The 23395-nt window shown below is 63.9% G+C and carries 24 protein-coding genes and 1 tRNA gene; 10 read left to right on the forward strand and 15 right to left on the reverse strand.

All coding sequences use genetic code 11. The annotated features are described in order from the left end of the window. Window positions 1-33: 33 nt before the first annotated feature. A complete protein-coding gene (locus U5S82_06400) occupies window positions 34-393 on the forward strand; it encodes a hypothetical protein (protein ID MDZ7751286.1) in 360 nt (119 codons plus the stop codon). A 31-nt stretch (window positions 394-424) separates the two neighbouring features. Here U5S82_06400 and U5S82_06405 read toward each other — a convergent pair whose 3' ends face one another. After that, window positions 425-1117: a hypothetical protein gene (locus tag U5S82_06405; protein ID MDZ7751287.1), complete on the reverse strand. Its 693-nt coding sequence runs from the start codon at window positions 1115-1117 to the stop codon at window positions 425-427. Window positions 1118-1143: 26 nt separating this feature from the next. On the opposite strand from U5S82_06405, the gene yrfG reads away from it, so the two are divergent. After that, window positions 1144-1821, forward strand: a complete 678-nt coding sequence (gene yrfG / locus U5S82_06410) for a GMP/IMP nucleotidase (protein ID MDZ7751288.1) — start codon at window positions 1144-1146, stop codon at window positions 1819-1821. Here yrfG and U5S82_06415 read toward each other — a convergent pair. Both U5S82_06415 and trmB read right to left on the reverse strand, forming a co-directional pair. Next, the gene (locus U5S82_06415) at window positions 1802-2203 is read right to left on the reverse strand and encodes a YkgJ family cysteine cluster protein (GenBank protein MDZ7751289.1); all 402 of its coding nucleotides are present in this window, start codon (window positions 2201-2203) and stop codon (window positions 1802-1804) included. The genes yrfG and U5S82_06415 overlap by 20 nt on opposite strands. Continuing rightward, complete coding sequence (trmB, locus tag U5S82_06420) at window positions 2200-2940, reverse strand: tRNA (guanosine(46)-N7)-methyltransferase TrmB (GenBank protein ID MDZ7751290.1); 741 nt, start codon at window positions 2938-2940, stop codon at window positions 2200-2202. The genes U5S82_06415 and trmB overlap by 4 nt, the downstream gene beginning before the upstream one ends. Before the next feature lie 150 nt (window positions 2941-3090). Here trmB and U5S82_06425 point away from each other — a divergent pair, with 150 nt between their 5' ends. Both U5S82_06425 and U5S82_06430 read left to right on the forward strand, forming a co-directional pair. Further along, window positions 3091-3495 (forward strand): response regulator, encoded by a 405-nt coding sequence (locus U5S82_06425; protein MDZ7751291.1) that lies wholly within the window; start codon window positions 3091-3093, stop codon window positions 3493-3495. A 143-nt stretch (window positions 3496-3638) separates the two neighbouring features. Then, window positions 3639-4562: an MBL fold metallo-hydrolase gene (locus U5S82_06430; protein ID MDZ7751292.1), complete on the forward strand. Its 924-nt coding sequence runs from the start codon at window positions 3639-3641 to the stop codon at window positions 4560-4562. 294 nt (window positions 4563-4856) lie between these two features. Here U5S82_06430 and U5S82_06435 read toward each other — a convergent pair whose 3' ends face one another. Further along, window positions 4857-5657 (reverse strand): thiazole synthase, encoded by an 801-nt coding sequence (locus tag U5S82_06435; protein MDZ7751293.1) that lies wholly within the window; start codon window positions 5655-5657, stop codon window positions 4857-4859. Window positions 5658-5727: 70 nt separating this feature from the next. Continuing rightward, window positions 5728-5928, reverse strand: a complete 201-nt coding sequence (thiS, locus tag U5S82_06440; GenBank protein MDZ7751294.1) for a sulfur carrier protein ThiS — start codon at window positions 5926-5928, stop codon at window positions 5728-5730. Between the two features lie 97 nt (window positions 5929-6025). On the opposite strand from thiS, the gene U5S82_06445 reads away from it, so the two are divergent. Together U5S82_06445 and U5S82_06450 are read left to right on the forward strand one after the other, a co-directional pair. Further along, window positions 6026-6099 (forward strand) — tRNA-Gly (locus U5S82_06445). A gap of 605 nt (window positions 6100-6704) precedes the next feature. After that, window positions 6705-6866 carry a hypothetical protein gene (locus tag U5S82_06450; GenBank protein MDZ7751295.1) on the forward strand — a complete coding sequence of 54 codons (162 nt, stop codon included), beginning with the start codon at window positions 6705-6707 and terminating at the stop codon, window positions 6864-6866. Between the two features lie 238 nt (window positions 6867-7104). Here U5S82_06450 and U5S82_06455 read toward each other — a convergent pair whose 3' ends face one another. From U5S82_06455 to U5S82_06475, 5 genes are all read right to left on the reverse strand, one after another. Next, window positions 7105-7614: a peptidylprolyl isomerase gene (locus tag U5S82_06455; GenBank protein ID MDZ7751296.1), complete on the reverse strand. Its 510-nt coding sequence runs from the start codon at window positions 7612-7614 to the stop codon at window positions 7105-7107. Between the two features lie 71 nt (window positions 7615-7685). After that, window positions 7686-8081 (reverse strand): hypothetical protein, encoded by a 396-nt coding sequence (locus U5S82_06460; GenBank protein MDZ7751297.1) that lies wholly within the window; start codon window positions 8079-8081, stop codon window positions 7686-7688. 144 nt (window positions 8082-8225) lie between these two features. Next, window positions 8226-10115, reverse strand: coding sequence for an adenylyl-sulfate reductase subunit alpha (aprA, locus tag U5S82_06465; GenBank protein MDZ7751298.1), 1890 nt, complete (start codon window positions 10113-10115; stop codon window positions 8226-8228). Then, a complete protein-coding gene (gene aprB, locus U5S82_06470; GenBank protein ID MDZ7751299.1) occupies window positions 10115-10597 on the reverse strand; it encodes an adenylyl-sulfate reductase subunit beta in 483 nt (160 codons plus the stop codon). Before aprB ends, aprA begins: the two co-directional genes overlap by 1 nt. Before the next feature lie 30 nt (window positions 10598-10627). Next, a complete protein-coding gene (locus U5S82_06475; GenBank protein ID MDZ7751300.1) occupies window positions 10628-11470 on the reverse strand; it encodes an adenylyl-sulfate reductase in 843 nt (280 codons plus the stop codon). Window positions 11471-11745: 275 nt separating this feature from the next. Here U5S82_06475 and U5S82_06480 point away from each other — a divergent pair, with 275 nt between their 5' ends. Then, the gene (locus U5S82_06480) at window positions 11746-12045 is read left to right on the forward strand and encodes a TusE/DsrC/DsvC family sulfur relay protein (GenBank protein ID MDZ7751301.1); all 300 of its coding nucleotides are present in this window, start codon (window positions 11746-11748) and stop codon (window positions 12043-12045) included. A gap of 3 nt (window positions 12046-12048) precedes the next feature. On the opposite strand, the gene U5S82_06485 is transcribed toward U5S82_06480, so the two are convergent. The 4 genes from U5S82_06485 to U5S82_06500 form a co-directional block, all read right to left on the reverse strand. Next, window positions 12049-12984, reverse strand: coding sequence for a PDC sensor domain-containing protein (locus U5S82_06485; GenBank protein ID MDZ7751302.1), 936 nt, complete (start codon window positions 12982-12984; stop codon window positions 12049-12051). A 189-nt stretch (window positions 12985-13173) separates the two neighbouring features. Further along, window positions 13174-15507 carry an ATP-binding protein gene (locus U5S82_06490; GenBank protein MDZ7751303.1) on the reverse strand — a complete coding sequence of 778 codons (2334 nt, stop codon included), beginning with the start codon at window positions 15505-15507 and terminating at the stop codon, window positions 13174-13176. Further along, the gene (locus U5S82_06495; GenBank protein ID MDZ7751304.1) at window positions 15504-17345 is read right to left on the reverse strand and encodes a diguanylate cyclase; all 1842 of its coding nucleotides are present in this window, start codon (window positions 17343-17345) and stop codon (window positions 15504-15506) included. The genes U5S82_06490 and U5S82_06495 overlap by 4 nt, the downstream gene beginning before the upstream one ends. Before the next feature lie 197 nt (window positions 17346-17542). Continuing rightward, complete coding sequence (locus U5S82_06500) at window positions 17543-18208, reverse strand: FecR domain-containing protein (protein ID MDZ7751305.1); 666 nt, start codon at window positions 18206-18208, stop codon at window positions 17543-17545. A 254-nt stretch (window positions 18209-18462) separates the two neighbouring features. On the opposite strand from U5S82_06500, the gene U5S82_06505 reads away from it, so the two are divergent. Then, window positions 18463-19794, forward strand: coding sequence for an autotransporter outer membrane beta-barrel domain-containing protein (locus U5S82_06505; protein MDZ7751306.1), 1332 nt, complete (start codon window positions 18463-18465; stop codon window positions 19792-19794). Here the strand turns inward: U5S82_06505 and U5S82_06510 are convergent. Continuing rightward, window positions 19761-20768: an alpha/beta hydrolase gene (locus U5S82_06510; protein MDZ7751307.1), complete on the reverse strand. Its 1008-nt coding sequence runs from the start codon at window positions 20766-20768 to the stop codon at window positions 19761-19763. The genes U5S82_06505 and U5S82_06510 overlap by 34 nt on opposite strands. Before the next feature lie 1275 nt (window positions 20769-22043). On the opposite strand from U5S82_06510, the gene U5S82_06515 reads away from it, so the two are divergent. Next, on the forward strand, window positions 22044-22364 hold the full coding sequence (locus U5S82_06515) for an ATPase (protein MDZ7751308.1): 321 nt from the start codon (window positions 22044-22046) through the stop codon (window positions 22362-22364). Window positions 22365-22372: 8 nt separating this feature from the next. Beyond that, window positions 22373-23395, forward strand: coding sequence for a V-type ATPase subunit (locus tag U5S82_06520; GenBank protein ID MDZ7751309.1), 1023 nt, complete (start codon window positions 22373-22375; stop codon window positions 23393-23395).

Raw genomic sequence — 23395 nt, forward strand, 5'->3', positions numbered from 1 at the left:
CAGGCCCATCCCTTTCATGAACCCATCACGCCCATGCTACTGAAACTGTTCTATACCGTCCTCATCATCGGCGGCATCCTGCTGGTGGTGCGCAGCCGCATGGCGCTGCGCGGCGCCCCGCGGCAGTCCCGGGATGAGGCGCCCCGGGGGGTCAATCCCCGCTGGGTCGCCTACGGTATCACCGCGGTTATCGTCATCACCTCGGTGGGGATCACGGCCCACCAGTGGCTGTCCAACGAGGACATGGTGGCGGTGCGAGTGGTGAACGCCAATACGGGGCAGACGACGGTCTACACCGCCTACGCCCATGAAGTGGAGGAACGTTCCTTCCGCACCGCCGACGGCACCCTGGTGAGACTGGCCGACATGGAACGCATGGAGGTACTGGACTGAGCCGCCTCAAGGTCCGCGCTGTCCCGCTCCCTCAAGAGGACGGCGCGGCCGGCCGCCTGAATACCAGTTCCGTGCGCAGGCGGCCTTCGAACCAGGTGTCATAGGCCACGCCGCATTCCTGCATCTCCAGCCTGAAACCGGGCTGGCCCTCGGGCGACGACGCCACGAGTTCCAGCATTCCGCAGGGGTAGGTCACCTTCATCTCCACCCGCATGGGGTAATAGCCGTCGAGAAAACGCCGCATGTAGGGCCCGTTGCGCAATACGTAGACCCCATCACCGTTGCCGTGCAGGGCCTGGCTCCTGGCCGACAGGCACAGCCGCGCGTGGCGGCCCACATCGGTGAGCTGGATACTGGGGCCATCGATATAGGCACTGCCCACGTTGTGAGTGCTCACTATTTTCAGGTCCTCGGTGCCGCCAGCCCGAAACATCACTTGCAGTCGCGGGACCGCATCCAGGTTGGCGTGGCATTGATGGAGGTCCACCCAGCCGTGCTCGAGGCTCGAGGCGTCGATGGCCACATGGTTTTCGTGATGGTGTACCTTCTTCGCGGGCGGCGCCCCGAGGAAATGCAGTTCGCCCTCGTTGACCTCCTCGATGCGCGCCTCGAAGTCATCGAAGAACCAGTCATCCTCCGACGCCCCGGAGGCGCCGATGTAAACTGCCGGCGCCAGGGCCACTAGCACCGCCGCTACGCGCAAGCTTCCAGACCTGTCAACCATGGAAAACCCTACGTCTGCCGAAAGCCATGAATGATGCCCCCGAAAAAGTCCGCTGGCAGGATGTGGAGACCGTCCTGCTGGATATGGACGGAACCCTTTTGGACCTGCATTTCGACAACCAGTTCTGGCTCCACCATATGCCCAGGCGCTATGCCGAGATCAAGGGCATTCCCTTCGACGAGGCCAAGGCATACCTGTACCGGCGCTACAAGGCCGTGGAGGGCACCATCGACTGGTACTGCCTGGATTACTGGACCCGTGAACTCTACATGGACGTGGCGCTGCTCAAGGAAGAGGTGGAACATCTCATCGCGGTGCACCCCCACGTGGTGGAATTTCTCGACGCCCTGCGGGCCTCGGGCCGGCGGACCGTGCTGGTGACCAACGCCCACGGCAAGAGCCTGCGCCTCAAGATGGACAAGACCCGTCTCGAGGGACGGCTGGACCGCGTCATCTGCTCCCACGATCTGGGCTTGCCCAAGGAGGACCGGGGCTTCTGGGGCCGCCTCGCGGAGCTGGAACCCTTCGCGCCGGACACCAGCCTGCTGGTGGACGACAGCCTGACCGTGTTGCGCTCCGCCGCCGCCTACGGCATCCATCAGCTCCTGGCCGTCTACCGCCCCGACAGCCAGGCCCCGGCGCGCGAGATCGAGGAATTTCCCGCCATCCACACCTTCCGCGAGATCATGCCCCCCAGCGCTTGAAGCGCTTCCTGCAATAGGCCAGCAGGGTGGCATGGTCGTTGAAGTAGAGTTCGAAGCCGTCCTCGGCGGGCGCGTCGAACTCGCAGAAGTCGTTGCTGTACTCGCGGCATACCTGGGGCCGCTGGTCGTAGATGCCGCAGCCGCCGTCCGGCTGGAGATGGGTACAGCGGGTCTCCACGAGCAGGTACCACCCGGCCTTTTCCTTGTAGACCTGCACCCCGGAGTGAGATACCTGCCACAACAGGTGGTCGAAATCCGACTTGGCGCGCGGCGTGTCGATGGCCTGGGTGATGTAAGTACAGCACTTGGAATTGGTGCAACGCTGGCACTTGGAACCGGTGTAGTCCTCGCCCGGCTCAACCCTGATGCCCTCGAAGGTCATGGCGTTTCTCCCGGTTCGCCGTCCCCCGCCTCTGGCAGCCGGCGTTCCAGCAACAGGTCCCAGACACCATGGCCCAGGGCCTCCCCGCGACGCTGGAAGCGGGTCACGGGACGCTCCGTGGGCCGGTGGTAGAAGGCCCCTTTCTCATCGAGGTTCGCGAGGCCCGGCACGGCCGAAACCACCCGCAACATGTGCTCGGCGTACTCCTGCCAGTCGGTGGCGAGGTGGAGGATACCCCCGGGCGCCAGTCTACGGGCCATGAGGGCCATCGTCGCGGGTTGCACGAGACGCCGCTTGTGGTGGCGCTTCTTGGGCCAGGGATCCGGAAACCAGACATTGATGCCGGCCAGGGAGCCATCCGCCACCGCCTGTTCGAGCACCTCGAGGGCGTCGCCCCGGATCACCCTTATGTTGTCGATGCCCGCCGCCGCCACACCGGCCAACAGCCGCCCTATGCCCGGCGGATGCACCTCCACCCCCACATAGTTGCGGCTGGGATGGGCCGCCGCCAGCTCAAGCAAGGCCTCGCCGTTGCCGAAACCTATCTCAAGATACAGAGGCCCCGGGCGCCCGAAGTGACGGTGGGGATCAATCACTTCGTCCGGCTCGAGGCCGAAGCGGGCCCACAGGACGTCGATGGCCCGGCGCTGGGCGCGGGTGGTGCGTCCCCCGCGGACCACGAAGCTCCTGACGGAACGTGGCACATCGGTGGCCATCGAGGAAATGGAATTTGGCATATCGGCTGGGAAACCCGGGTCTAATCAGCTATAAAGCATCTAAGATAATAACTGAAAGCCACTGAATATACTGACAAAGCTTTACTTTACATGCGGAATAGCTTAACTAATGGCAATCTTGGCGGACTACCCGACGTTATACTTCAACAAATGTCGAAAGTGATTCCAACCGTGGTCGTTGTGGATGACAGTCCCACCGCCGCCTCGTTCTATCAGATCAGCGCCGCCGATCTCGCGGTGGAGCTGCGCGCCTTCCATGGCGCCGCTGAGGCCACCGCCCACTTGGAAAACAACCAGCCCGATCTGTTGTTCCTGGATATCGTCATGCCCGACAAGGATGGCATGACCCTGCTCAAGGAGCTACGTGCGCTGCCCATTCATAGTGACACACCCGTCATCATGGTGACTTCCAAGGACTACGACCAGGATCGGGCCGTGGCCCGAGAACTCGGCGTACTGGAGTTTCTGCTCAAGCCCCTGCGACCCCGCGAGATCCGCGACCTGATCCAGAAATACACCGGGGCCGAAGAACGATCCGACTCCAACGTCGTCTAGTGTCCTGCCCCGCCATCATCCACCGCCTGCTACCCGTTGCCGGGGCGCGTCGTCGCCCAGGTGCTGCGGCGACGCCCATTCTCGCATTGGCGGACAGATGTCCGGTGCAGAACTTCGACCATTGCCACGGGACACCTTCCTAGATGGCAGAAAACTATGTCCGTTTCTGGGGCGTGCGGGGGTCCTATCCCACCCCCTTCCCCAGCCACCTGCAATACGGCGGCAACACCACCTGCCTGGAGATCCGGGCGGGCAACCACCTGGCCATCATCGACGGCGGCAGCGGCATCATCCCTCTCGGGGATCTGCTGATGCGCCAGCAGGATATCACCGAGTTTCTGCTGCTGTTCACCCACTACCATTGGGACCACATCTCAGGCATGCCGTTTTTCGTGCCCGCCTTCGTACCCAGATTCTCGATCCGCATCACCGGGCCCGGCAACAGCCCCGAAGAGGTGAAACATATCCTCGGGCAGCAGATGAAGGCCCCCTATTTTCCGGTGGAGACCGAGACCTGGCTGGCGGACGTGCAGTACCTGGACACGCGCATCGACCACCTGGAGCACGGTCCTATCAAGCTGCAACGCTTCGTCGTCCATCATCCGGGCACCACCTACGGTTACCGCATCACGGTCAACGACCGGCATGTGGTGTTCGTGCCGGACCAGGAACTGCTGTTCATCGACCAGCCCATCAACCTGCGACTGGTGGACGCCGAACTCGGCGCGGACGAGAAGCGCCTGCTGGAGCAGATGAAGGAAGAGGAAAAATGGAGCCTGCTCAAGCCCATGATGAATGCCCACGCCTTGATCCACGATGCCCAGTACACGCCCGAGGACTACGCCAGCAAGCGCGGCTGGGGCCATTCCTGCTACGTGGACACGGTGAACTGCGCCATCGACGCCGGTGCCCGCTCCCTCTACCTGTTCCACCATGACCCGGGTTACCCCGACCACAAGCTGGATACCCTGCACCACCACGCCCGGGAACTCATCCGCGACCGGGGCGCCGACGTGGCCTGTCATCTGGCCCAGGAGGGTCTGATCATCGATTTCGACGCCCTCTGAGTAACCCTTGGAAATCGCTAGCGTAGAGAGAAGCATTTCTTCTCGCCAAGAGCGCCAAGAAGAACAAATATTCCTCTCACAAAGGCACAGAGGCACGGAGAAAGGAAGACAGCTGGCCAGGCCTGAACTGCGCCACGCCGCCGCCATGTGTCGATTACTTGACGCTCACTGAGGACGAGCCATCATGAAAGGCGCGGAACGCGTGGCCCCAGAATCAATCTTTCCGCTGTTTTCGCGTCTTTCGCGCCTTTCGTAGTTTTTCTGCTCTACTGACCAGGCCAGGCCGGGCTGCCCTCAGAAGAACGTCCCGTCCACCGGGGACGAGGCGCTGGCATAGCGCTTGCGCGGCATGCGCCCGGCCCGGAAGGCCTCGCGGCCCGCCTCGATGGCCTTGGCCATGGCCGAGGCCATGAGCACCGGGTCACGCGCCGCCGCGATGGCCGTATTCATCAACACGCCGTCGCAGCCCAGCTCCATGGCCACCGCCGCGTCCGATGCCGTGCCCACGCCGGCATCCACGAGGATGGGCACTGTGGCATTCTCCACGATTTCCAGGATGTTGTAGGGATTGCGCACGCCCAGCCCCGAGCCGATGGGCGCCGCCAGGGGCATCACCGCCACACAGCCCAGCTCCTCGAAACGCTTGGCGATGATGGGGTCGTCGTTGGTATAGACCATGACCTTGAAGCCGTCCGCCACCAGGGTCTCGGCCGCCTCCAGGGTAGCGACGATGTCCGGGAACAGGGTCTTCTCGTCCCCCAGCACCTCAAGTTTCACCAAGTCGTGACCGTCCAGCAACTCGCGGGCCAGGCGGCAGGTGCGCACGGCGGTGACGGCGTCGTAACACCCCGCGGTATTGGGCAACAGGGTATAGCGATGGAGCGGCAGGGCATCCAGCAGATTGGGCTCGTCGGGATTCTGGCCGATGTTGGTGCGGCGGATGGCCACGGTGACGATCTCGGCGCCGGACGCCTCCACGGCACGCCGGGTCTCGTCGAGGTCCTTGTATTTGCCGGTGCCCACGAGGAGGCGGGAACCGTAGGACACGCCGTCGATGATGAGGGGGTCCTTGATGGCTGGGGGATTGGTTGTCATGGCGGAAACGTCCAGATGGTTCGGTAAAGAGGGGATGGGCGGGCTTCACCGCCCGCGGAGGGCCGGTGGATCAGCCGCCACCGATGGCGTGGACGATCTCCACCCGGTCACCGTCCTCGAGGGTGTAGAGCCCATGCTCGGCGCGCGGCACCAGGGCCTCGTTCACCTCCACGGCGATGCGCCGGTCGGCCAGTTCCAGGGCCTCCACCAAATCGGCCAGAGTGGTAATGCCCTCGAAGGGCCGCTGCTCTCCATTGATGCTGATGTTCATACGCCTAGGCTATGGCCAGCCGCCTTTCTCCGCAAGGGCTACCGAATGAGTGTGCCGCTCTTGCCCTCCTCCGCCAAAGGGATAGAATTGGGGTTTCGCGGGTGTAGCTCAATGGCAGAGCAGAAGCTTCCCAAGCTTACGACGAGGGTTCGATTCCCTTCACCCGCTCCAACTCCCTGACTTCCCACACCGCCCCCAGCCCCGACCAAGGGCGCTGCGCGCCCTATACGACGAGGGTTGTCCCGGACCGTCCATGGTCCGGGCCCTGCGGGCGCACTCCGTGCGACCAAATCTGTTTCGGATGGTTCCATCGACGGCGATGTCGGTTGCCGGGAGGGACCGACCTTCGTGCCGGAGGAACGGGTGGTGAACGACATTTGCAGGTCGGCCTGTAGGTCGGGCTTCAGCCCGACACCCAACGCTGGCGGGTGGTGCCGGCCCGGCCTGTGGTAGGCGCGGTGGGGTTTAATGTCGGGATGAATCCCGACCTACAGCCGTGCCACAGGAACAGGCGGTGGCTGATCCTTGTAGGTCGGGTTTCAGCCCGACACCCAACGGCGGGGGTGCCGCCCCGGCCTGTAGCGGCCAGGCAACCGATGCCAAAGATGTCGCGCGGGGGTCATTCACGTTACTGATTCCAAGTATCGTGAAATCTATATGCCATACAGCGCGTTATGCCATACAATTCCCACCTGAACCGCAAAGCTCAGCCGGTTAATCCATTGAGCCCGCTGAGGTCTGTACATCTCAAGTAACAACCTGACCATAGGTGACTTATGAGTGAGCAAGCCAAGACCCGGCCGAAAGTTCCGGAAGGCCAGACCCGATATTTGAAGACCCGCCAGATGGAGCCAAACGAAAAGGGTTTCGTTGGCTATGACACCATCTGGGAGTCATTTCAGAAAGAAGTGAAGTATGAGACGCCGAAACGGCCCTGAGTAAACGCTGACTATTGGGCTAATTATGGGCCATAGTTATTGGCCAGGGATGGCCAAAATCAGCGCGGAATTACCCAACGTTTCCCGAAGTAAATACCCCTGAGCAATAAGGATGGGCAATCAGGAAGTACTGATTCAATCCATCCTGGATTAAATCAGGAACGCCCAGGCCGGTATATATTCGTCTCGATCCCACGTCGTGCAATCCCTTGCGCGACTGTGCAGTGGTTGGCAGCGGTCAGATCGGCACCGCGTTGCCGGTGTCGATGTCCGGGCCTTTTTCCACCTTGCCGCCATGCTCCATCTCTTCCTCGGTGGCATCGCGCACCATCAGTATCTGCAGCTTGAACACGACCTCGCGACCACACAGCGGATTGTTGCCATCGATGGTGATGGTCTTATCATCCATGCGGGTGACCAGGAAGCTCTTGGTCTGGCCCTTGTCGTTCTCCATCAGAATCGCGGTCCCGACCTCCTGGTATTCCTCGGGCACGTCTTCCAGACGTTCCGTGATGACGAGGGATTCGTCCCGTGGACCGTAAAGCTGGTTACAGTCGATGGGCACTTCGAGGGTGTCACCCGCGGCCTTGCCTTCCAGTTCCCGGGTGACCATTGGCGCCAGCACCTCGTTGACGCCATGCACATAGCCGAGGGGATATTCGACCTCGGTCAAGACGCTGTCGGTCTTCACGTCGATGACCTGGTACTTCAGTTCGACGTACTTACCGTCGGTTACGATGTCTTTGATGATTTCACTCATGATATCTCAACTTGATGCGGATCGGGTACGGATGGCAGCTTTGATCACCGCCGCGTCGATCAAAAAATCGAGGCGGCAAATATCCGGACCTCACCCTTCTCGTAACCCAGCACCAGGCGGCCCAGCCATTCGCCCTCCTTCTTGGTGCTCCGCACCCGGTAAAGGACGGTCACATGCTGACCGCGGCGGATCAGGCCCAGATAGTCATAGTCCGAGGAGAGGTTGCGGGTAAGTTCGCTCTTTACGAACTGCTTGCCCAGCTCCACCTCGTTGAGCCCGAACAGCAGCCCATAGGAGAACTTGCGGATGAACTTGCCGTACTGCCCCTTGTTGGAGTACTTGATCAGGTCGTCCCACATGGGGTGGGCCACCTCCAATATCTCCTCATCGGTGTGATCGATTATGTTCTTGAACGATTCGGCAGGCTTCGCTTCCGGGGCTTGGGTTGAATTCATGATCTCATTCATATCTTTACCACATCCATAATGTAGTCGATTTAGAAACGAAAAAAGACCAACGAGCGTTGATCTTTATCGTCCCACTCCGAAACGGGCCGGAAAGGCCGCCGCCGGGGGCGGCCTCTCCGTTGTACCGCCCACTTAAGCTTCGGCGGCTTCGGCCTGTTCGTTTTCCTCCACGATGTGGTAGCACGGCGCCTTTTCCATGGTGTACTCGCCGGTCTTCGGATCACGGCGGGATACGGTCAGGACATGCCAGTTCTCGTCATCCAGCTTGAGGGCATCACCACGATAATAATAGCCGGGCCACCGGGTTTCCTTACGGAACAAGGTGTGTTGCACGACGGCCTCGGAGGTGAGGTGGCGATGCTTCAGCTCCCATGCGCGCATCAGCTCGTGGATGTCCTCGGCACCGAGCTTCTCCAGGTCTTCTTCGAGGAGCTTCAGCTTCTTGAGCCCGATGTGGAGCAGCTTGTCGTTGGTCATGTAGCTGACCCCGGCACCCCCGGCATACTCATCCATGAGCTTCTGCAGACGATCCAGCCCCTGGCGCGGGTTGATGTAGTTGGGATTGACCGAGCCGGCGGTGATCTCGTTGCGATAGACCTTGTAGTGGTCCAGAGGCTTGTAGATCTCCTTCTTGCGATCGTCGAGCTGCTGCTGGGAGACGCGGATACCCTCGGCCTTGCCGTCATCGATGTACTGGCATGCGGCCTTGGCGGCCAGACGGCCCTCGGTGAAGGAGCCCGAGGAGAAGGCGTGGGGGGTGCCGCCGACGGCATCGCCGGCGCCGAACAGGCCTTCGACCGTGGTCATACGGTTGTAGCCCCAGAAGTACTCCGGCGGAGAGATGTCCTCGGGCCCCGAACACCAGGCACCGCAACCCGTGGCATGAGAGCCCATGACGTAAGGCTCGGAGGTCGTGAGTTCCGGGTTCTCATTTTTCGGGTCGACGTCGGTCGCCGCCCACAGTACGGCCTGACCAACGGTCATGCCCAGGAAGTTGTGCCAGCCGATCTCCTCGAGATGAGGGTCCTGGAAGGCCTCCATGGTCACCATGTGAATCGGGCCACGGCCGGCGTTGACCTCGGACATGAGCGCATGGTTGCGCAGGCAGGTGGGAATGGGCCGATGGGTGGCGTGGGAAACCTCCGGATCCAGGTATTCCTTGCCCACGATTTCCTGCAGTCCCGGCCACCACTTGGACTCGTACTCTTCGCCCAGGCAATTCTGGGTGTAGGTCTTGAGGTGCAGGAAGTAGGCACCCACCGGACCGTAGCCGTCCTTGAAGCGGGCCAGCACGATGCGGTTTTCCATCTGCGTCATCTTGGCGCCGGCGCCGATCAACAGGCCATAGGCCGAGCCCGATGACCACGGCGCATACCACACACGACCCGCACCCTCACCGACGGAACGCGGCTTGTAGATGTTGGAGGCGCCACCGGCGGCGACGACCACGGACTTGGACTTGAAGACATGGTAGTCGCCGGTACGCACGTTGAAGCCCACGGCGCCGGCGACACGATTCGGCTTGGCCTCGTCCATCAGCAGATGGGTGACACAGACCCGGTTGAAGACCTTGTCGGCCGACTTCTTTGCGGCCTCGGCGACGATGGGCTTGTAGGACTCGCCGTGGATCATGATCTGCCAGCGGCCTTCACGCTGGTAGGCGCCGGTCTTGGGGTTGCGCATCAACGGCAGGCCCCACTCCTCGAACTGGTGCACGGCCGAATCCACGTGGCGCGCCATGTCGAACAGCAGGTCCTCACGTACCATGCCCATGAGGTCGATACGCGCGTAACGGACGTGGTCTTCCGGGTTGTTCTCACCGAAGCGGGTGCCCATGTAGCAATTGATCGCGTACAGGCCCTGGGCGACGGCGCCGGAGCGATCGATGTTTGCCTTCTCGGCGATGACGATCTTCTTATCCTGCCCCCAGTACCGGGCCTCCCAGGCGGCTCCGGTGCCACCGAGGCCGGCACCACAGACCAGGATATCGATATCGTCTTCTACGACTGTCTTGTAAGCCATCAGTAATACACCCCTTCCTTCATCTTCAGACCGTTGGATTCGAGGGTGTGTATGCCACCATCGTCCAGACGAATATATTTGGGCTCGTTGAAGAGCAGCTGGCTGTCACGCATCTCCTGGGTGGGCCCACTGACGTCTTTGAGCTGCGGGATGTGCTTCCCCCAGGGCTTGGTCGTGATGGGCGCCAGCAGGTCCATGTCCGTCTTGCCGTTGCGGAACTTGATACGCCAGGCAATGACGCCTTTTTCCTCGTCACGGCGGACCCGAACCGAGTGCCCCAGGGGCGCGAAGTCTGCGTAGCCGCGGACGTCGATGGCCTGATGCGGACAGGCCTTGACACAGGAGTAACACTCCCAGCACATGTTGGGTTCGATGTTGTAGGCCCGGCGGGTGACCTTGTCGATATGCATGATGTCGGACGGGCAGATATCGACGCAATGACCGCAGCCGTCACATCGTGTCATGTATACAAAAGTTGGCATCTCGAATACTCCTTACTTTTGAGACGTTAATCAGTAGTGACGGGGTAGCTCGCGGTTGATGCCGAGCCCCATATTGGGGGGGGTGGCGCCCATATACTCAGGGATGTCCGGAAACTTCGACTGTACGGCCGGGTCCGTCAGATCGTAGTCACCCGGCAGGTTCTCCATCGAGCCATCAGCCATGATGGTCTTCTTCTGGAAAGCCGCAGCGGGCTTGAAGAACATGTGCGCAAACTTGGACCAGTAGACGGTGCCGAAGAGGACGGTGGCGGAGGCGATGAACAGGACTAAGAACAGCATGTTTACCCAGCCAGCCCCCAGGGTGAAAGACCACAGCAGGGCGAATGTCGCGGTCGCGAGCAGGCCGAGGATGAAGATGTCGCCGCGCCCGTTGAGTTGGTACCACTTTACCCCTTCGGAGGCGACGTCGACGCGAATGTCGAACCAGAACCAGTAGCCGCCGACGGCCAGCGCGAGGGCGCCGAGATGCCACAGGGCAGGCCAGATGCCGGCGGCGGCCGCGGTCGCATAGCCGAAGATCAGGACCGCGGTGCTGACCACGAACACCACGAAGCCGTACATCGTCATCAGGTGGGAGATGCGGCGGCGGGTGCTTTTGAACTCCGAGGAGGTGAGCACCTCGCTGGCGAGGGTCTGCACCGCGAGAGACACCTTGTCGCCACCGCTCAGGGTGCTTTTGGCGTTCTTCTGTGCCTTCTTGGCGTTCTCGAAGAAGTACTCTGCACTGCGCTTGTGCAGCATGTCCAGGATGGTTCCACCGATGACCAGCAGTACCATCAATACGATATAACCCTGCATGACCTCAGGGGAAATAAACGCCGCTAATTCGGCGAAGGGATTGGTTGTGAGCATCTGGGGCTCTCCTTGGAGTGGCAAGTCGCAACGGTGGAGTAACTTAGGGCAAGTGAGCCTTAGCATGCAATTACATATTAATATGCCTGATATAAGCGAAATTAATCGTAAGCCTCTCACGCGGCCCTGGTTGAGGCCCGGCGTCCCGGGGCCGATGTGCGGCATCCGGGGGTGGAGGCTCGAAACCCCAGCCGACACGGGTTGCCAATCCCCCGGCGAAACCCTCACAATTACACTTATTCTTGATAACTTTACTAAAGTATAGGAGCGTGACAATGAGCCCTGAAATCCCTGAACGTGACGGCGACGGCTATCTGGTGGACATGAACGCCTGGACACCGGACATCGGCCGGGCCATGGCCGAGGCGGACGGCGTCGAGCTGGACGACGTCAAATGGAACCATATCGTCAAGGCGCGGGAGTACTACGACGACGAGGCGGTGGTGCCGCCCATCCGCAAGTTCGCCAAGTATGTGGGCGAGGACCAGAAGGAGATCTTTAAGCTCTGGAACACCGGCCCCATGAAGCCCATCACCAAGTATGGCGGCCTGCCGAAGCCGACGGGCTGTGTCTGAGGCTCACCCCGTCCAGAAGGAAACGTCCTTTTCCAGGAACTCGTCGTAGCGCATGTAGTGGGAACCGTCGCAGGAGAAGGTGAGGCTCACCATGCCGTTGAAGATGTTGATGGAGGCCGAGCGCAGGTACATCATCTCGTCCGCCAGGCGCAATCCTTTCATGGCATCGAGTACCGGCCGCACGGCGGACTGGGGCATGACGGCGGTGGCGGGGTAGTTGCGGTGGGGGTAGGCGAGGCAGATATCCGGATCGGCCAGCGCGTCCTTGTCCAGCAGGCGGTAACGGTAAGGGTCGTCCACCACCCACACGGTGGCCCGAGAGCTGGAAAAGTGGATCACCGCCTGGAACACCCCGCGGTCACTGAAGAGTTCCTCGAGGATGGACAGGGCCTGCTCCATGGCCCTGTCCATGGGGCTCTCCACCCGGCATTGCTGAAACACCACGCTGCGGATGGAGGGGTCACCCTTGATCTGGCGCCACTCGCCGGTCTCCTCGTAGAGTTTCTGGGTCACGGGTAGATCCCGGAGGTCGAAATCGGCCCCTACATAGCCGAGGATGCGATCGGCGCCGCTGATCCGATGCAACGCCGTGATGGACGGGCGATGGGCGTACTCGCTGATATAGGCATCCGAAAGCAGGAACCCCCACTCCGGCACCGGCTCCGTCATGTAGGGACGCCCAGAGCGATCACGCCCGTAGTGATCCGTCAGCCCCGCCTTACCCACCGTATCGCTCACCTGCATGCACTGCGCGTTCACCACATACAGGTTGGTGCAGTGGGGGACCGCGGAGAAGCACTCGCGCAGCACGCGGTTGAGGCCCTCGCGGTCTTCCATGACCTCCGCGCAACGATGGGCCAGGTCGGCCAGGGGCCGGTGCAGGGTCCTGGCGAGTTCCTCCCGCTGCAGATAGATGGTCTCTTGCCATGTTGCACTCATGCTGACAACCCTTGGGGAAAATTCGATCCACTATTATAAGGGACAGATGCCCCGAAAACCGGTGGAGAATACGCAGGCTATCGCACGAGCACGGCTTCGTTCCGCGTTCGAGCCCTGACAATATGGGCTGAGGCCAACGGCACCTCTCCAGTCCACCGGGCCCCATCGCCGCGGCTCGGAGCGCCCCCATCAGTCCTGGTTTGCCGGGGCCACGCCCCGGGCCTCCCGGTGTTCCTCGCACAGACGGATGATCTCCTCGAAGCGGAAGTCGTCCACGAGAACGCGCAGCCCCTCCGCCACCGGGGAGTCCTCCACTTCCGCCAAGAGATCGCGGACGGCACGGGCATCGAGGGCGAGAGCCGCCCGGCGCAGGGCGTCCACCCTCCCGGCATCCCATCCCCTCAGTTCCGGCAACGGGGGTGCCGCCGGGCCATCCGCGGCGACCGGCTCCGGCCCGTAATCGTACTCGATGCCGAGGTACCGTCCCATGACCTCGAAGACCTCATCCGCATCCAGGGGCTTCACCAGCACCTCCTGGCAGCCCGCCCGCAGGATCTTGCGGCGGTCTTCCGAGAAGGCGGCGGCGGTCTGGGCCGCGATGACCACATCCATGCCCCCCGGCAGGACCCGGATGCGGCGGGTGGCCTCGTAACCGTCCACATCCGGCAGCCCCATGTCCATCCAGATGAAATGGGGGCGGATGCGCTGGAAGGCCCGCACCGCCGCCGTCCCATCCCCGGCGCTCGACACCTCGAAACCGCCCCTCTCCAGCAGGGCCACGAGCATACGGCGGTTCTCGGGTTCATCCTCCACCACCAGCACCCGGGGGACGCCCTGCCCCGGCGCGAGAGCGACGACCCGCCCGCGGGAGTGCCCCGGTACCGAGACCTCCGGGGCATCGGGCAGCTGGATGGTGAACTCGAAGGTGGTGCCGATGCCGGGCTCGCTGTGCACCGTGATGTCACCCCCCATCAATCTCACGAACTCCCGGCTGATGGCGAGGCCGAGCCCCGTACCCTCGCCCATGGCGGCGGATGCCGGCGACTGGTAGAAGGCCTCGAAAATGTGATCCCGATCCTCGGCCCCCAGGCCGGGCCCGGTATCGCTGACGGCAAAGTGAATGCCCCGTTCCACCGCCTCCACCCGCAGTTCCACGCTGCCCCGTTCCGTGAACTTGACGGCGTTGCCGAGGAGGTTCACCAACACCTGACGCAGGCGGCTGCCGTCGCCCCTGACATAACGCGGCAGGGGCCCCTCGCGCGCCACGCGCAATTGGAGACCCTTGTGGCGCGCACGCTCACGCATCATCTCCTCCATGGTGCGCAGGGTGTCCGCCAGGTCGAAGGGATCTTCCTCCAGAAACACCCGACCGGCCTCGATACGCGATATCTCCAGCACCTCGTTGATGAGCGCCAGGAGATGGTGGCCACTGCGGTCGATGGTGACGAGGTTCTGCCGGTGCTCACGGCTCAGGCCTTCCTCGCCCGCCAGCAGACGGGCGAAGCCGATGATGGCGTTGAGGGGCGTACGCAATTCATGGCTCATGGTGGACAGGAAGGCATTCTTGGCGCGGTTCGCCGCCTCGGCCTCGTCACGCGCCTGCTCCAGGGCGAGTTCAAAGGTCTTGCGCTCCGTGATGTTCTCCGACAGACCGGCGATGCGGGACACCTCGCGGGCCTCGTCGAGGATCAGAAAGCCCCGATCATGGATCCAGCGGATGGAACCGTCGGGCCGGACGATACGGTATTCCGCCTCGTAGCCACTGTGGGTTGCGATGGCCTGCTGGAAGGCCTGCGCCGCCTTGGGGGCATCCTGCGGATGGATGCTTCGAGCACCCACGTGCCAATCCTCGTAGAAGAGGGCCGGGTCCTGCTGCCACAGGGTCTCGAAGGCAGGACTGATGTAGATACCGCGATCCCGCCGCCAGTCCACCAGCCAGAACACCTCGTCGATGGTCTCGGCGATCTGGCGAAAGCGCGCCTCGCTCTCCCGCAGGGCCTCCAGGACCGCGCGCTGGCGGGTGATATCGTTGACGAAGGCCACCAGGCGTTCCTCGCCCTCGAACTCGGTGCGGCACACCGTAATGTCCACCGGCAGCAAGTGGCCCTCCTGGTGGCTGAGCCGGGCCTCGAACCGCATCACGCCGCGCCGCCGCATGATGCGCCGAAATGCCGGCCAGCGCCGCTCGGAGAAGTCGGGCCCCAGGTCCCAGACCCGGCGCCCCAGGATCTCCTCCCGCCCGCAGCGGAGGTCGTCCAGGGCCTGGCGGTTGGCGTAGATCACCCGCGCCGTCCGGATGTTCAACCAGAATATGGCCGTCGCCGCATGGTCCACCGCATACTGGGTCTGGCGCAGCCGCACCTCCATCTGCCGGCGTTCCTCGACCTCGCGCCGCAGGCGCTCGTTTGCCTGTTCCAGGGCCCGGGTGCGTTCCGCCACCATCTCCTCGAGGCCCTCACGATAGCGGCTCAGCTCTTCCTCGATACGTTTGCGGTCGGTGACGTCCTCCACGGCAGGACTCATACCCGACGCCCCTCCCCAGCCCCTTCCAGATACGCGCTCAACTCGTCGGCCGCCAGGGGCGGTCCCACCAGAGTCCCCTGGAAATACTCGCACCCTTGCGCCACGAGGAAGGCCCGTTCGGCCTCCGTCTCCACCGCTGTCGCCAGCACCCCCAGCCCCAGGGTACGGGCCATGGCGATGATCGCCCGCGCCAGAGACCCATGGGCCGCGTCATCCGCTATGCCCCGCACTACCCCGGCGCTCATGGACAGGCCCTGGATGGGCAAACGGCCGAGGAGTTCCAGGGACGAGCAGCCACTGCCGAAGCCGGCCACCGTCAGGCTCACTCCGGCCTCGTACAGCCGCCCCATGACCGCGCCGACCAGAACCTCATCCAATGCCAGCACGTCCTGGGTGACCTGGATCTCCACCGCCTCCGGTGCCGCCTGCGCATCCTTCATGAGGCCGGCCAAGCGCTCCACGAAGTCGCCCTTGTCTACGGGGCCCGGCGGTATGGTGACGGCCAGGCGCGGCACCACCCCGCCGGGGATCTTAAAGGCCTGCCAGCGCACCGGCTGAGCCAAGGCCGCCTGTAACCACCACTCCATCAGGGAATGCACGATCCCGGAATCCTCCGCCACAGGCATGAACTCCCCGGGCCCGAGCACCCCCCGCCGCGGATGTCGCCATTGCGCCACGGCCTCCATTCCCACCACACGCCCGCGGATATCCACGCGGGGCTCGTACACCAGGAACAACTCATCGCGCTCCAGGGCCCGGCACAGATCGTGCTCCAGGTCGTAGCGCGCCTCGGCGATGGCCTGAATGCGGGGCTCGAAAAACTGCACGGTGCCGCGCCCCGCCTGCTTGGCCGCGTACATGGCGGTGTCGGCACGGCCGATGATGTCATCCACGGTCTGGCCATCCCCCGGGTACAGCACCACGCCGATGCTCGCCCCCGCCTGCACCTCGTTGCCCTCCACCGACACCGGCGTGGCGATGACATTGGCCAGCTTGTTCGCCACCAGGCCCGCGCTCGCCGCCGCCTCGCCCGCGTCTCCACCCAGCGCGGGCAACAGCACCACGAACTCGTCCCCGCCCCAACGCGACAGGGTGTCCTCGTCCCGCAGGATGTCCTTCATGACATCGGCCAGTGCCTTGAGGTAGGCGTCACCCACGGCATGCCCGAGGGCATCGTTGATGGCTTTGAAGTGATCGAGGTCGATGAACAGCACGCCGCCGCCGCCGCCGTGGCGGGATACCCGCCGCAGCTCGCGGGACAGGCGGTCCTCGAACAGCCGGCGGTTGGCCAGCCCCGTGAGGGCATCGTGATAGGCGAGGTGCTCGGCCCGGGCCTTGGCCGTTTCCAGTTCCCGGGGGCGCTCGGCCACCCGCTCTTCCAGGGCCCGGTTGGCCTCCTCCAAGGCGCGCCGTGCCCCGGCCAACTCCACATGGGCCTTGACCCGGGCGATGACCTCTCCCGCGTTGAAGGGTTTGGTGATGTAATCCACCCCGCCCTCGTCGAAGGCCCGGAGCTTGTCCTCGGCGTCGTGGAGGGCGCTGATAAAAATGACGGGGATATGGCGGGCAGAGGGCCGGGACTTGATGCGCCGGCAGGTCTCGTAGCCGTCCATGTCGGGCATGCGGACGTCGAGAAGGATGAGATCGGGGGTGTGGTCCGCCAGCCAGCGCAGGGCCGTCTCGCCGCTCAGGGTGGCCCGGGTGCCATAACCCGCCTGCTCGATGATGGCGCCGAGCACGCGCAGATTGCCGGGATTGTCATCGATGATGAGGATGGTCCCGGTATCCGGCAACGCCCCGCCTTCCCCGTTGCCTGTCGCCAGCGTATTGTCGCCCATACCGCTTTTATCTTATGGCCTCAGCTATGGTTATAGCATCCCGGCGAGACGGCCGGACTCGACACAGGTCGGGGGCGGCAAACCAGGGCGACCCGGACTCAGGCCGTCGCGGTACCCGACCGGCGCGCCGACTCTGCCGCCGGATCCAGGGGCCCGAGGGTCCTCCGATGGCTGTGTTCACCCCCCAATTATCAATGCTACATCCCCGGCCGCATGCGCGGCGTGATGACCCGCCGGATGGTCTGCATCGAACGGTTCAGACGATTGATGGAATCGAGTTGCATGCGTCGCGGTGGCGTCGGGGGACTGTACTCGTCCGGCACCTCGGTGCCCCAACCCGGCTTGTCCACCACCACACTGCCGAAGCTGTTGGATACCTCGATGGCGGTGTAGCGGGCGGGGTCGTCCTCCGGTTCCAGCAGCATCACCCTGGCCGAGGTGGCATCGGCCTCCCCGGCGACGCGGGTCCCGCGGATACCGATGGTGGCCACCGAGAGTTCCACCCGCATGCCTTCCCCCCGCAAGCGCGCGATGGCGCCGGAGACGAAACGAAAAGCCCCCCGGAAGATGCGCGTCACCAGCCGGCTCTCGGGGTCGCGGGGTTTGAATACATAGTGCCTGACCAGCATCGCCGCATCGGCCCCGAGTTCGAAGCGGCTGTCGTCATCGAAGGCGAGGACGACGCGGGATCCCGTGCCGGTATGTAAGGTCTCACTGGTGGCCACCTCAGTTCCCAAAACGAGCTGGCGTCGCACGCCTTCTGCGTCAACGGCCCAAACCTCGCCCACCAGTTCCTGGACCACGGCCTGGTTGCCAGCCAACGCCGTTGACGACAGCAGGAATGCAGCGATCCCGAGGATCAATAAATGAAACAACCGGAACATGCGCATTCCCAAGAGCAGGGCCCTATTCAAGAGCGTAGTACATCACGTATGGCCACGGCATTAACGCCCCGGTCTTACCGCGCCGCCGCCCCCGCACATCAATGGCGAAGCAAAGGGAAACGAGACTATACCAGAGCACGCTGATAGGCTAACCTCATGGCGATAAGCTCCTGATTAAGGCGATAAAATCCCGGCCGTTCGCGCTCAACCGAAATCACTCAAAGGAACACAACATGCGGACTCCTTTCACCATATTCACGGCACTGTCCATGGTCAGCGTCGGCGCGACGGCGACGCCGCCGAATTTTTCTTCCGATCTGCAGGCGGTAGGTGCGAACGGCGTGCAGGATGCCATCGGATTCCTGGTCGGGAGTGTGTGTCCGCGGGGAGTGCCGGGACTGGGTGGTGACCTCATCGGCGTGCAGGATCCCGACTTCCAGGACCGTTGCACGGATATCGTCGTCGCCGGCGTGCCGGCGGTGGCCGGCACGGACCCCGCCGCGGCCCGGGAAGGCCTGCAGAGCATGGCTTCCGAGGAGAACTCCGCGGTGGCCAGCACCGAGGTGGACTTCTCCGGCGAGCATCAGGGCCGCATCGGCAAGCGCATGGCAAACCTGAGAGCCGGCATGCCATCCAACACCGTGGCCCTGGTGGGCATCCCCCTCGCGGGCGGCAACGCGGGCGCCGGCATGGGCCGCTGGAGCGCCTTCGTGGATGGGACCTACGGCGACGGCGACAAGGACGGCACGAGCCTCGAGACGGGCTTCGACCTGGACAGCCGCGGCGTCACGGTCGGCCTGGACTACCAATCGGACGCCAGGACCGTGATCGGCATCGCGGTGGGCTATACGGATCTGGAAGCGGATCTCAGCAACAACGCCGGTGAACTCGACACCGATTCCGTGGGCGTCTTCCTGTATGGCACCTACTTTGGCTCAGGGAACTGGTACCTGGATGGTGTCCTCGGCTACACCAGAAACGATCATGACCAGGAACGGCGCCTCGACTACACCATCGGCGCCACCCCCGTCGACCAGGTGGCCTCTTCCAGCAACGACAGTGACGAACTCAGTGTCGGCCTCACGGCCGGCTACAACCTGTCCGGCGGTGCCTGGAACCTGAGTCCCTATGGCCGCATCGACTACGCCGACGTGGACATCGACGGCTACCGGGAGCGCATGTCCAACCCGGGCGCGCCCGGCAATGGCCTGGCCGTCCAGATTGACGACCAGGATTATCAATCCCTTACCCTGGCCTTGGGCCTGAGCGCCTATACGGAATGGCAGGGAAACGGCATCCTCTGGGTCCCCCAGCTGACCGCGGAATATGTCCATGAGTTCGACAACGATAACGAGGACATCACGGGTTCCTTCGCCAGCGAAGTAACAGGCACCAAGTTTACCATCCCGACGGAAGAGCCCGACAGAAACTACTTCAATGTCGGTGTCGGGTTTACCGGCTTCGTCGGAGACGCCACCAGCGTCTATGTTCAGTATTCCTCCCAGCTGGGTTACCGAGACCAGGATCTGAATCAATATAAACTGGGGCTCAGGGTCGATTTCTGATAGCCGCGGATGCCCTGACCACGGCTAGGTGAACTCACCTCCGGCTCCCCTTCCGGGCTATCCGTAATGCAGAGTTCCCGCGGGAGAACCGGCTCCCGCAAATGGTCGATGAGAAGCCTGGCAGCGCCTTCGCAAGCGGCGTCGTCGCCCAGCCAGCAGACAGGCAGGGGCCAGACATCCACCCAGCAGCACCGGTGATCGGTTCGAGACAGCATGCACATGCGGGCGCCGGATCGTGCCGCAACGAAACGCCTGGTCCATTCCGCCAGCACGTTTTCATCTTTCTCTCCCACCAGGTGCAGCCTCGGCATCCCCGGCGGTAGCGGCGGGCGGCGGGCAGGGTCTAGTGAACCCTCCAGGGCGCTGTAGCCGTGGTGTCGGGTCCACGCCCCCAGGTCCAGGTTGCCGGCCAGGGTGATCACCCCCGCCACGCCGTCCAGCACTTCCGCCACCAGGACCGCCAGGGTGCCGCCGCCGCTGTGCCCCACCAGGATCACCCGGGCCGGCACGCCCTCCGGCTCCCGGCGTTCGTCTTCGATCACGGCGGCCAGGCTGGCCACCACCTCCGGGCTATAGCGTCGCCCCGTCCAGTAGGCGGGCGCACAGCCTTCATCGCGGGCCAGGCCGTGGTAGCACGGCCGCCCCACCATCACCGCGGCCCCCGGATCCCTGGCCATCAGTTTCAGCACCAGGGACTCGTCCGGCGTGGGATCCAGGGCGATACGGCGTGGATTCACCCACGCCCGGCCATCCCCCCCAAGATAGACATGCAGTATCCCATCCGCCGCCAGGGGCCGCCCGCGGAACACCACGTGACGAAACCCCGTCCCCTGACGTACCGCGGCCTCGAAGCCCGCATCCCGGGCCTGCTCCTGGATGGCGCCAGAGGGTGCCGCGCACCCCCCGCCTACTACGAGGGCCCCGAGGATGACCAGGATGATAGCCGGCCTCCGCGACCACGGGGACGGGACCACAGACCGGCGTCCCTAACGCGGCGCATCGCCCCCGGACGGCCAGCGCCCGCCATGGGGCAGGTCGCGCGGCGTCGGGGCCGTCCCTCGATCCCGCGGGGCGGTCCACCACGCCCGCCCTGGTCCGTTCGCCGGGAGCGGTCGGGCCAGTCGATGGCCGCCGGCGGCAGGTCCGCCCCCGGTGCCGACTCCGTGAAACCTTCCCGGCGCAGCGGGCGGTCATACCCCGTGGGCGCCCCCCATCCCGAGACGTTGCCGGAACGGGTTCCCTGCCAGGTGCCGTCGCCACGGCCCCCCTCCCCCCAGCCTGATTCGGGAGACGGCGCCGCCGGCTCCGCCGGGGGCCACGCCGAACCCTCGTCACCATCCCAGGGGACGGAGCGGGATGACCCGGTGACGCCATCATCACGGGGCGCCGGGTCCAACCATGGGTCCCTCACCCCCGTACCCGGGACGGGTTCGACGGGTGAGCGGCGGGAACGGCCAGCATCATCGGCCCGGCGTTTACGATTGACGTCCCCGGGCCGTGGGGTCGGTTCCCAACCGTAACCCGGGGCGCCCTGCCCGTGGGACGGCAGGCCGGAGGCCGGTGCGTAGCCCGGGGGATAGGCCGATGAAGAACCACCGCCGTAGGGGGCCCCGTGACCGTAGCCCGCCGGGGCGTGACCCTGCCCATAACCATACCCGGTGCCATAACCTGGGCCATAACCCGGGCCATAACCGGCGCCATAACCGGGGCCATAGCCAGTACCGGTGCCATAACCGGGTACATAGGCCTGGCCGTGACCCGGCACTCCGGAATGAAGACCGGGGGCACCATAACCATAGCCTTCATCATATCCACGACGATCCATCCAGCGCGTCGGGTTCATCCAACTCATGGGATTAAAGCCCTGGGCCACGACCGCTGCCGGCATTACCCATGAAGCAGTGACCACCACCATCGCCAACCTCAGCAGATTTCTGAAATTCAATGACATACTCCTCTGGCGTGGAATACACCTCCTCGGTCGCCCGACCCGGAGGCCCCATGGAGCGGCGGCTTCGGGCGCCGCGGGAAACGCACCACCGTTCACCATGAAATCAAAGCCTAGGTGCCCCGGGTCGCCAGATCAATCGCCCCGTCTCCCTCGCGGAACGCTCACCCCGGGGAGTTCCCCGGATGAGGCAGATCAATAGAGTCGACGGTTTGCGGCGGCATGGGCACCTCGGGGCTTGTGCCGCGTGCGCCGTGGCGCCAGACTTGCAGGGGTTGAGTTCCAAGGGGCATCAATCGAGATGGACAACACCCTGCAGCGGCTGCTCGACGCAGAGTCTGCGGCAGAAAAACTGGTGGAGGACGCCAGGACCAGGCGCGCCGCCATCACCCGCCAGGCGGTTGAGGAATCCCGGCGTGCCGAGCGCCGCTTCACCGATCGCGCCGCCGAGATCGACGACTCCTTCCTCGGCAAGGCACGGGAACGCGCCGAACAGAGCATCGCCGAGCTGCAGCGCCGCTACGACGAACGCACCAACGAGCTCCGCAAGGCGGCCTCCGCCCGCGAAGAGAACGCCGTAGAGGCCCTGTTCGAGGCCCTGACGGATCCCGACAAGGTCTGAACCTGAACGTGTCCAACCCGGACTATCTCAACGCCCGTATCACCCTGTTCAGATCGCGGATGATGGGCCCGGAGACCATAGAGCGGCTGATCTCCGAACCCCAGCCCGAGTACGACCTCATCACCCAAATCGAGGGCATCGACGAGTTCATGGCCAGTGCGGCGGCGAGTACCGCCGCATTGGAACAAGCCTTCACCTCCCAGCTCATGGGGGAGGCGCAGATCCTCATGCGCCCCATGACCGGACCCAGGCGTCGCTTCATGCGCTCCGTCATGCACTGGTTCGAGCTGGCCAACCTCAAGGCCCTCATCCGCGGCAAGCTGTCCGGCATGTCCGATGCCGCCATCCGCGAGCACCTCGTGGACACGTCTCCCTTCAATACCCTGCCCATCGACGAGTTGTTACGCGCCGACGACCCGGCGGAGATGCTGCGCCTGTTGGAGGGCGGCCCCTACGGCGACATCGCCATTCAGGCCCGGCGCATCTACGAAGAGAAGCGCGATCCCTTCTCCCTCGAGGCCACCATGGATCGGCGTTACTTCGTGGGGCTGCATCACCGCGCCGACGAAGTGGAGCGGGGGGAGCGGAACGCCCTGCTGCAACTCGTGAGTTGCCTCATCGATCGCTTCAATCTGCTGTGGCTGTTGCGTTACCGCTTCGGCTACGGGATCTCGGCGGCGGAGACCTTCTATCTGCTCATTCCCCTGGGGCATTTACTCAACTCCGCCACCCTCGCGGAACTGGCGCGGCTGGGCTCCATGGCCGAGGTGTTGGAGGCCCTGCCGCCCGACCTGAAGCCCATGTTCGCCGGCGCCGACACCCTCACCGAGGTGGAGAACCGCATGGAGCAGCGCACCCGCGACACCATGAAGCGCGCTTTCGAACGCCATCGTTTCATCACGGCCCGGGTCTTCGCCTATGTGTTTCTTCGGGACATGGAACTGCGCCAGTTGCTGGCGGTCATCAAGGGCCGGCGTCTGGGCTTCGACCCCGAACTCATGGAGCTGGCGGTGAGTACGGGACTGCACTAG

It is taken from the genome of Gammaproteobacteria bacterium (assembly GCA_034522055.1).
Taxonomy (GTDB): Bacteria; Pseudomonadota; Gammaproteobacteria; order JAABTG01; family JAABTG01; genus JAABTG01.

Coding starts and splice junctions, on each gene's coding strand:
- U5S82_06400 (MDZ7751286.1), top strand. CDS start 34: ATGCTACTGAAACTGTTCTATACCGTCCTCATCATCGGCGGCATCCTG.
- U5S82_06405 (MDZ7751287.1), bottom strand. CDS start 1,117: ATGGTTGACAGGTCTGGAAGCTTGCGCGTAGCGGCGGTGCTAGTGGCC.
- yrfG (MDZ7751288.1), top strand. CDS start 1,144: ATGAATGATGCCCCCGAAAAAGTCCGCTGGCAGGATGTGGAGACCGTC.
- U5S82_06415 (MDZ7751289.1), bottom strand. CDS start 2,203: ATGACCTTCGAGGGCATCAGGGTTGAGCCGGGCGAGGACTACACCGGT.
- trmB (MDZ7751290.1), bottom strand. CDS start 2,940: ATGCCAAATTCCATTTCCTCGATGGCCACCGATGTGCCACGTTCCGTC.
- U5S82_06425 (MDZ7751291.1), top strand. CDS start 3,091: ATGTCGAAAGTGATTCCAACCGTGGTCGTTGTGGATGACAGTCCCACC.
- U5S82_06430 (MDZ7751292.1), top strand. CDS start 3,639: ATGGCAGAAAACTATGTCCGTTTCTGGGGCGTGCGGGGGTCCTATCCC.
- U5S82_06435 (MDZ7751293.1), bottom strand. CDS start 5,657: ATGACAACCAATCCCCCAGCCATCAAGGACCCCCTCATCATCGACGGC.
- thiS (MDZ7751294.1), bottom strand. CDS start 5,928: ATGAACATCAGCATCAATGGAGAGCAGCGGCCCTTCGAGGGCATTACC.
- U5S82_06450 (MDZ7751295.1), top strand. CDS start 6,705: ATGAGTGAGCAAGCCAAGACCCGGCCGAAAGTTCCGGAAGGCCAGACC.
- U5S82_06460 (MDZ7751297.1), bottom strand. CDS start 8,081: ATGAATTCAACCCAAGCCCCGGAAGCGAAGCCTGCCGAATCGTTCAAG.
- aprA (MDZ7751298.1), bottom strand. CDS start 10,115: ATGGCTTACAAGACAGTCGTAGAAGACGATATCGATATCCTGGTCTGT.
- aprB (MDZ7751299.1), bottom strand. CDS start 10,597: ATGCCAACTTTTGTATACATGACACGATGTGACGGCTGCGGTCATTGC.
- U5S82_06475 (MDZ7751300.1), bottom strand. CDS start 11,470: ATGCTCACAACCAATCCCTTCGCCGAATTAGCGGCGTTTATTTCCCCT.
- U5S82_06480 (MDZ7751301.1), top strand. CDS start 11,746: ATGAGCCCTGAAATCCCTGAACGTGACGGCGACGGCTATCTGGTGGAC.
- U5S82_06485 (MDZ7751302.1), bottom strand. CDS start 12,984: ATGAGTGCAACATGGCAAGAGACCATCTATCTGCAGCGGGAGGAACTC.
- U5S82_06490 (MDZ7751303.1), bottom strand. CDS start 15,507: ATGAGTCCTGCCGTGGAGGACGTCACCGACCGCAAACGTATCGAGGAA.
- U5S82_06495 (MDZ7751304.1), bottom strand. CDS start 17,345: ATGGGCGACAATACGCTGGCGACAGGCAACGGGGAAGGCGGGGCGTTG.
- U5S82_06505 (MDZ7751306.1), top strand. CDS start 18,463: ATGCGGACTCCTTTCACCATATTCACGGCACTGTCCATGGTCAGCGTC.
- U5S82_06515 (MDZ7751308.1), top strand. CDS start 22,044: ATGGACAACACCCTGCAGCGGCTGCTCGACGCAGAGTCTGCGGCAGAA.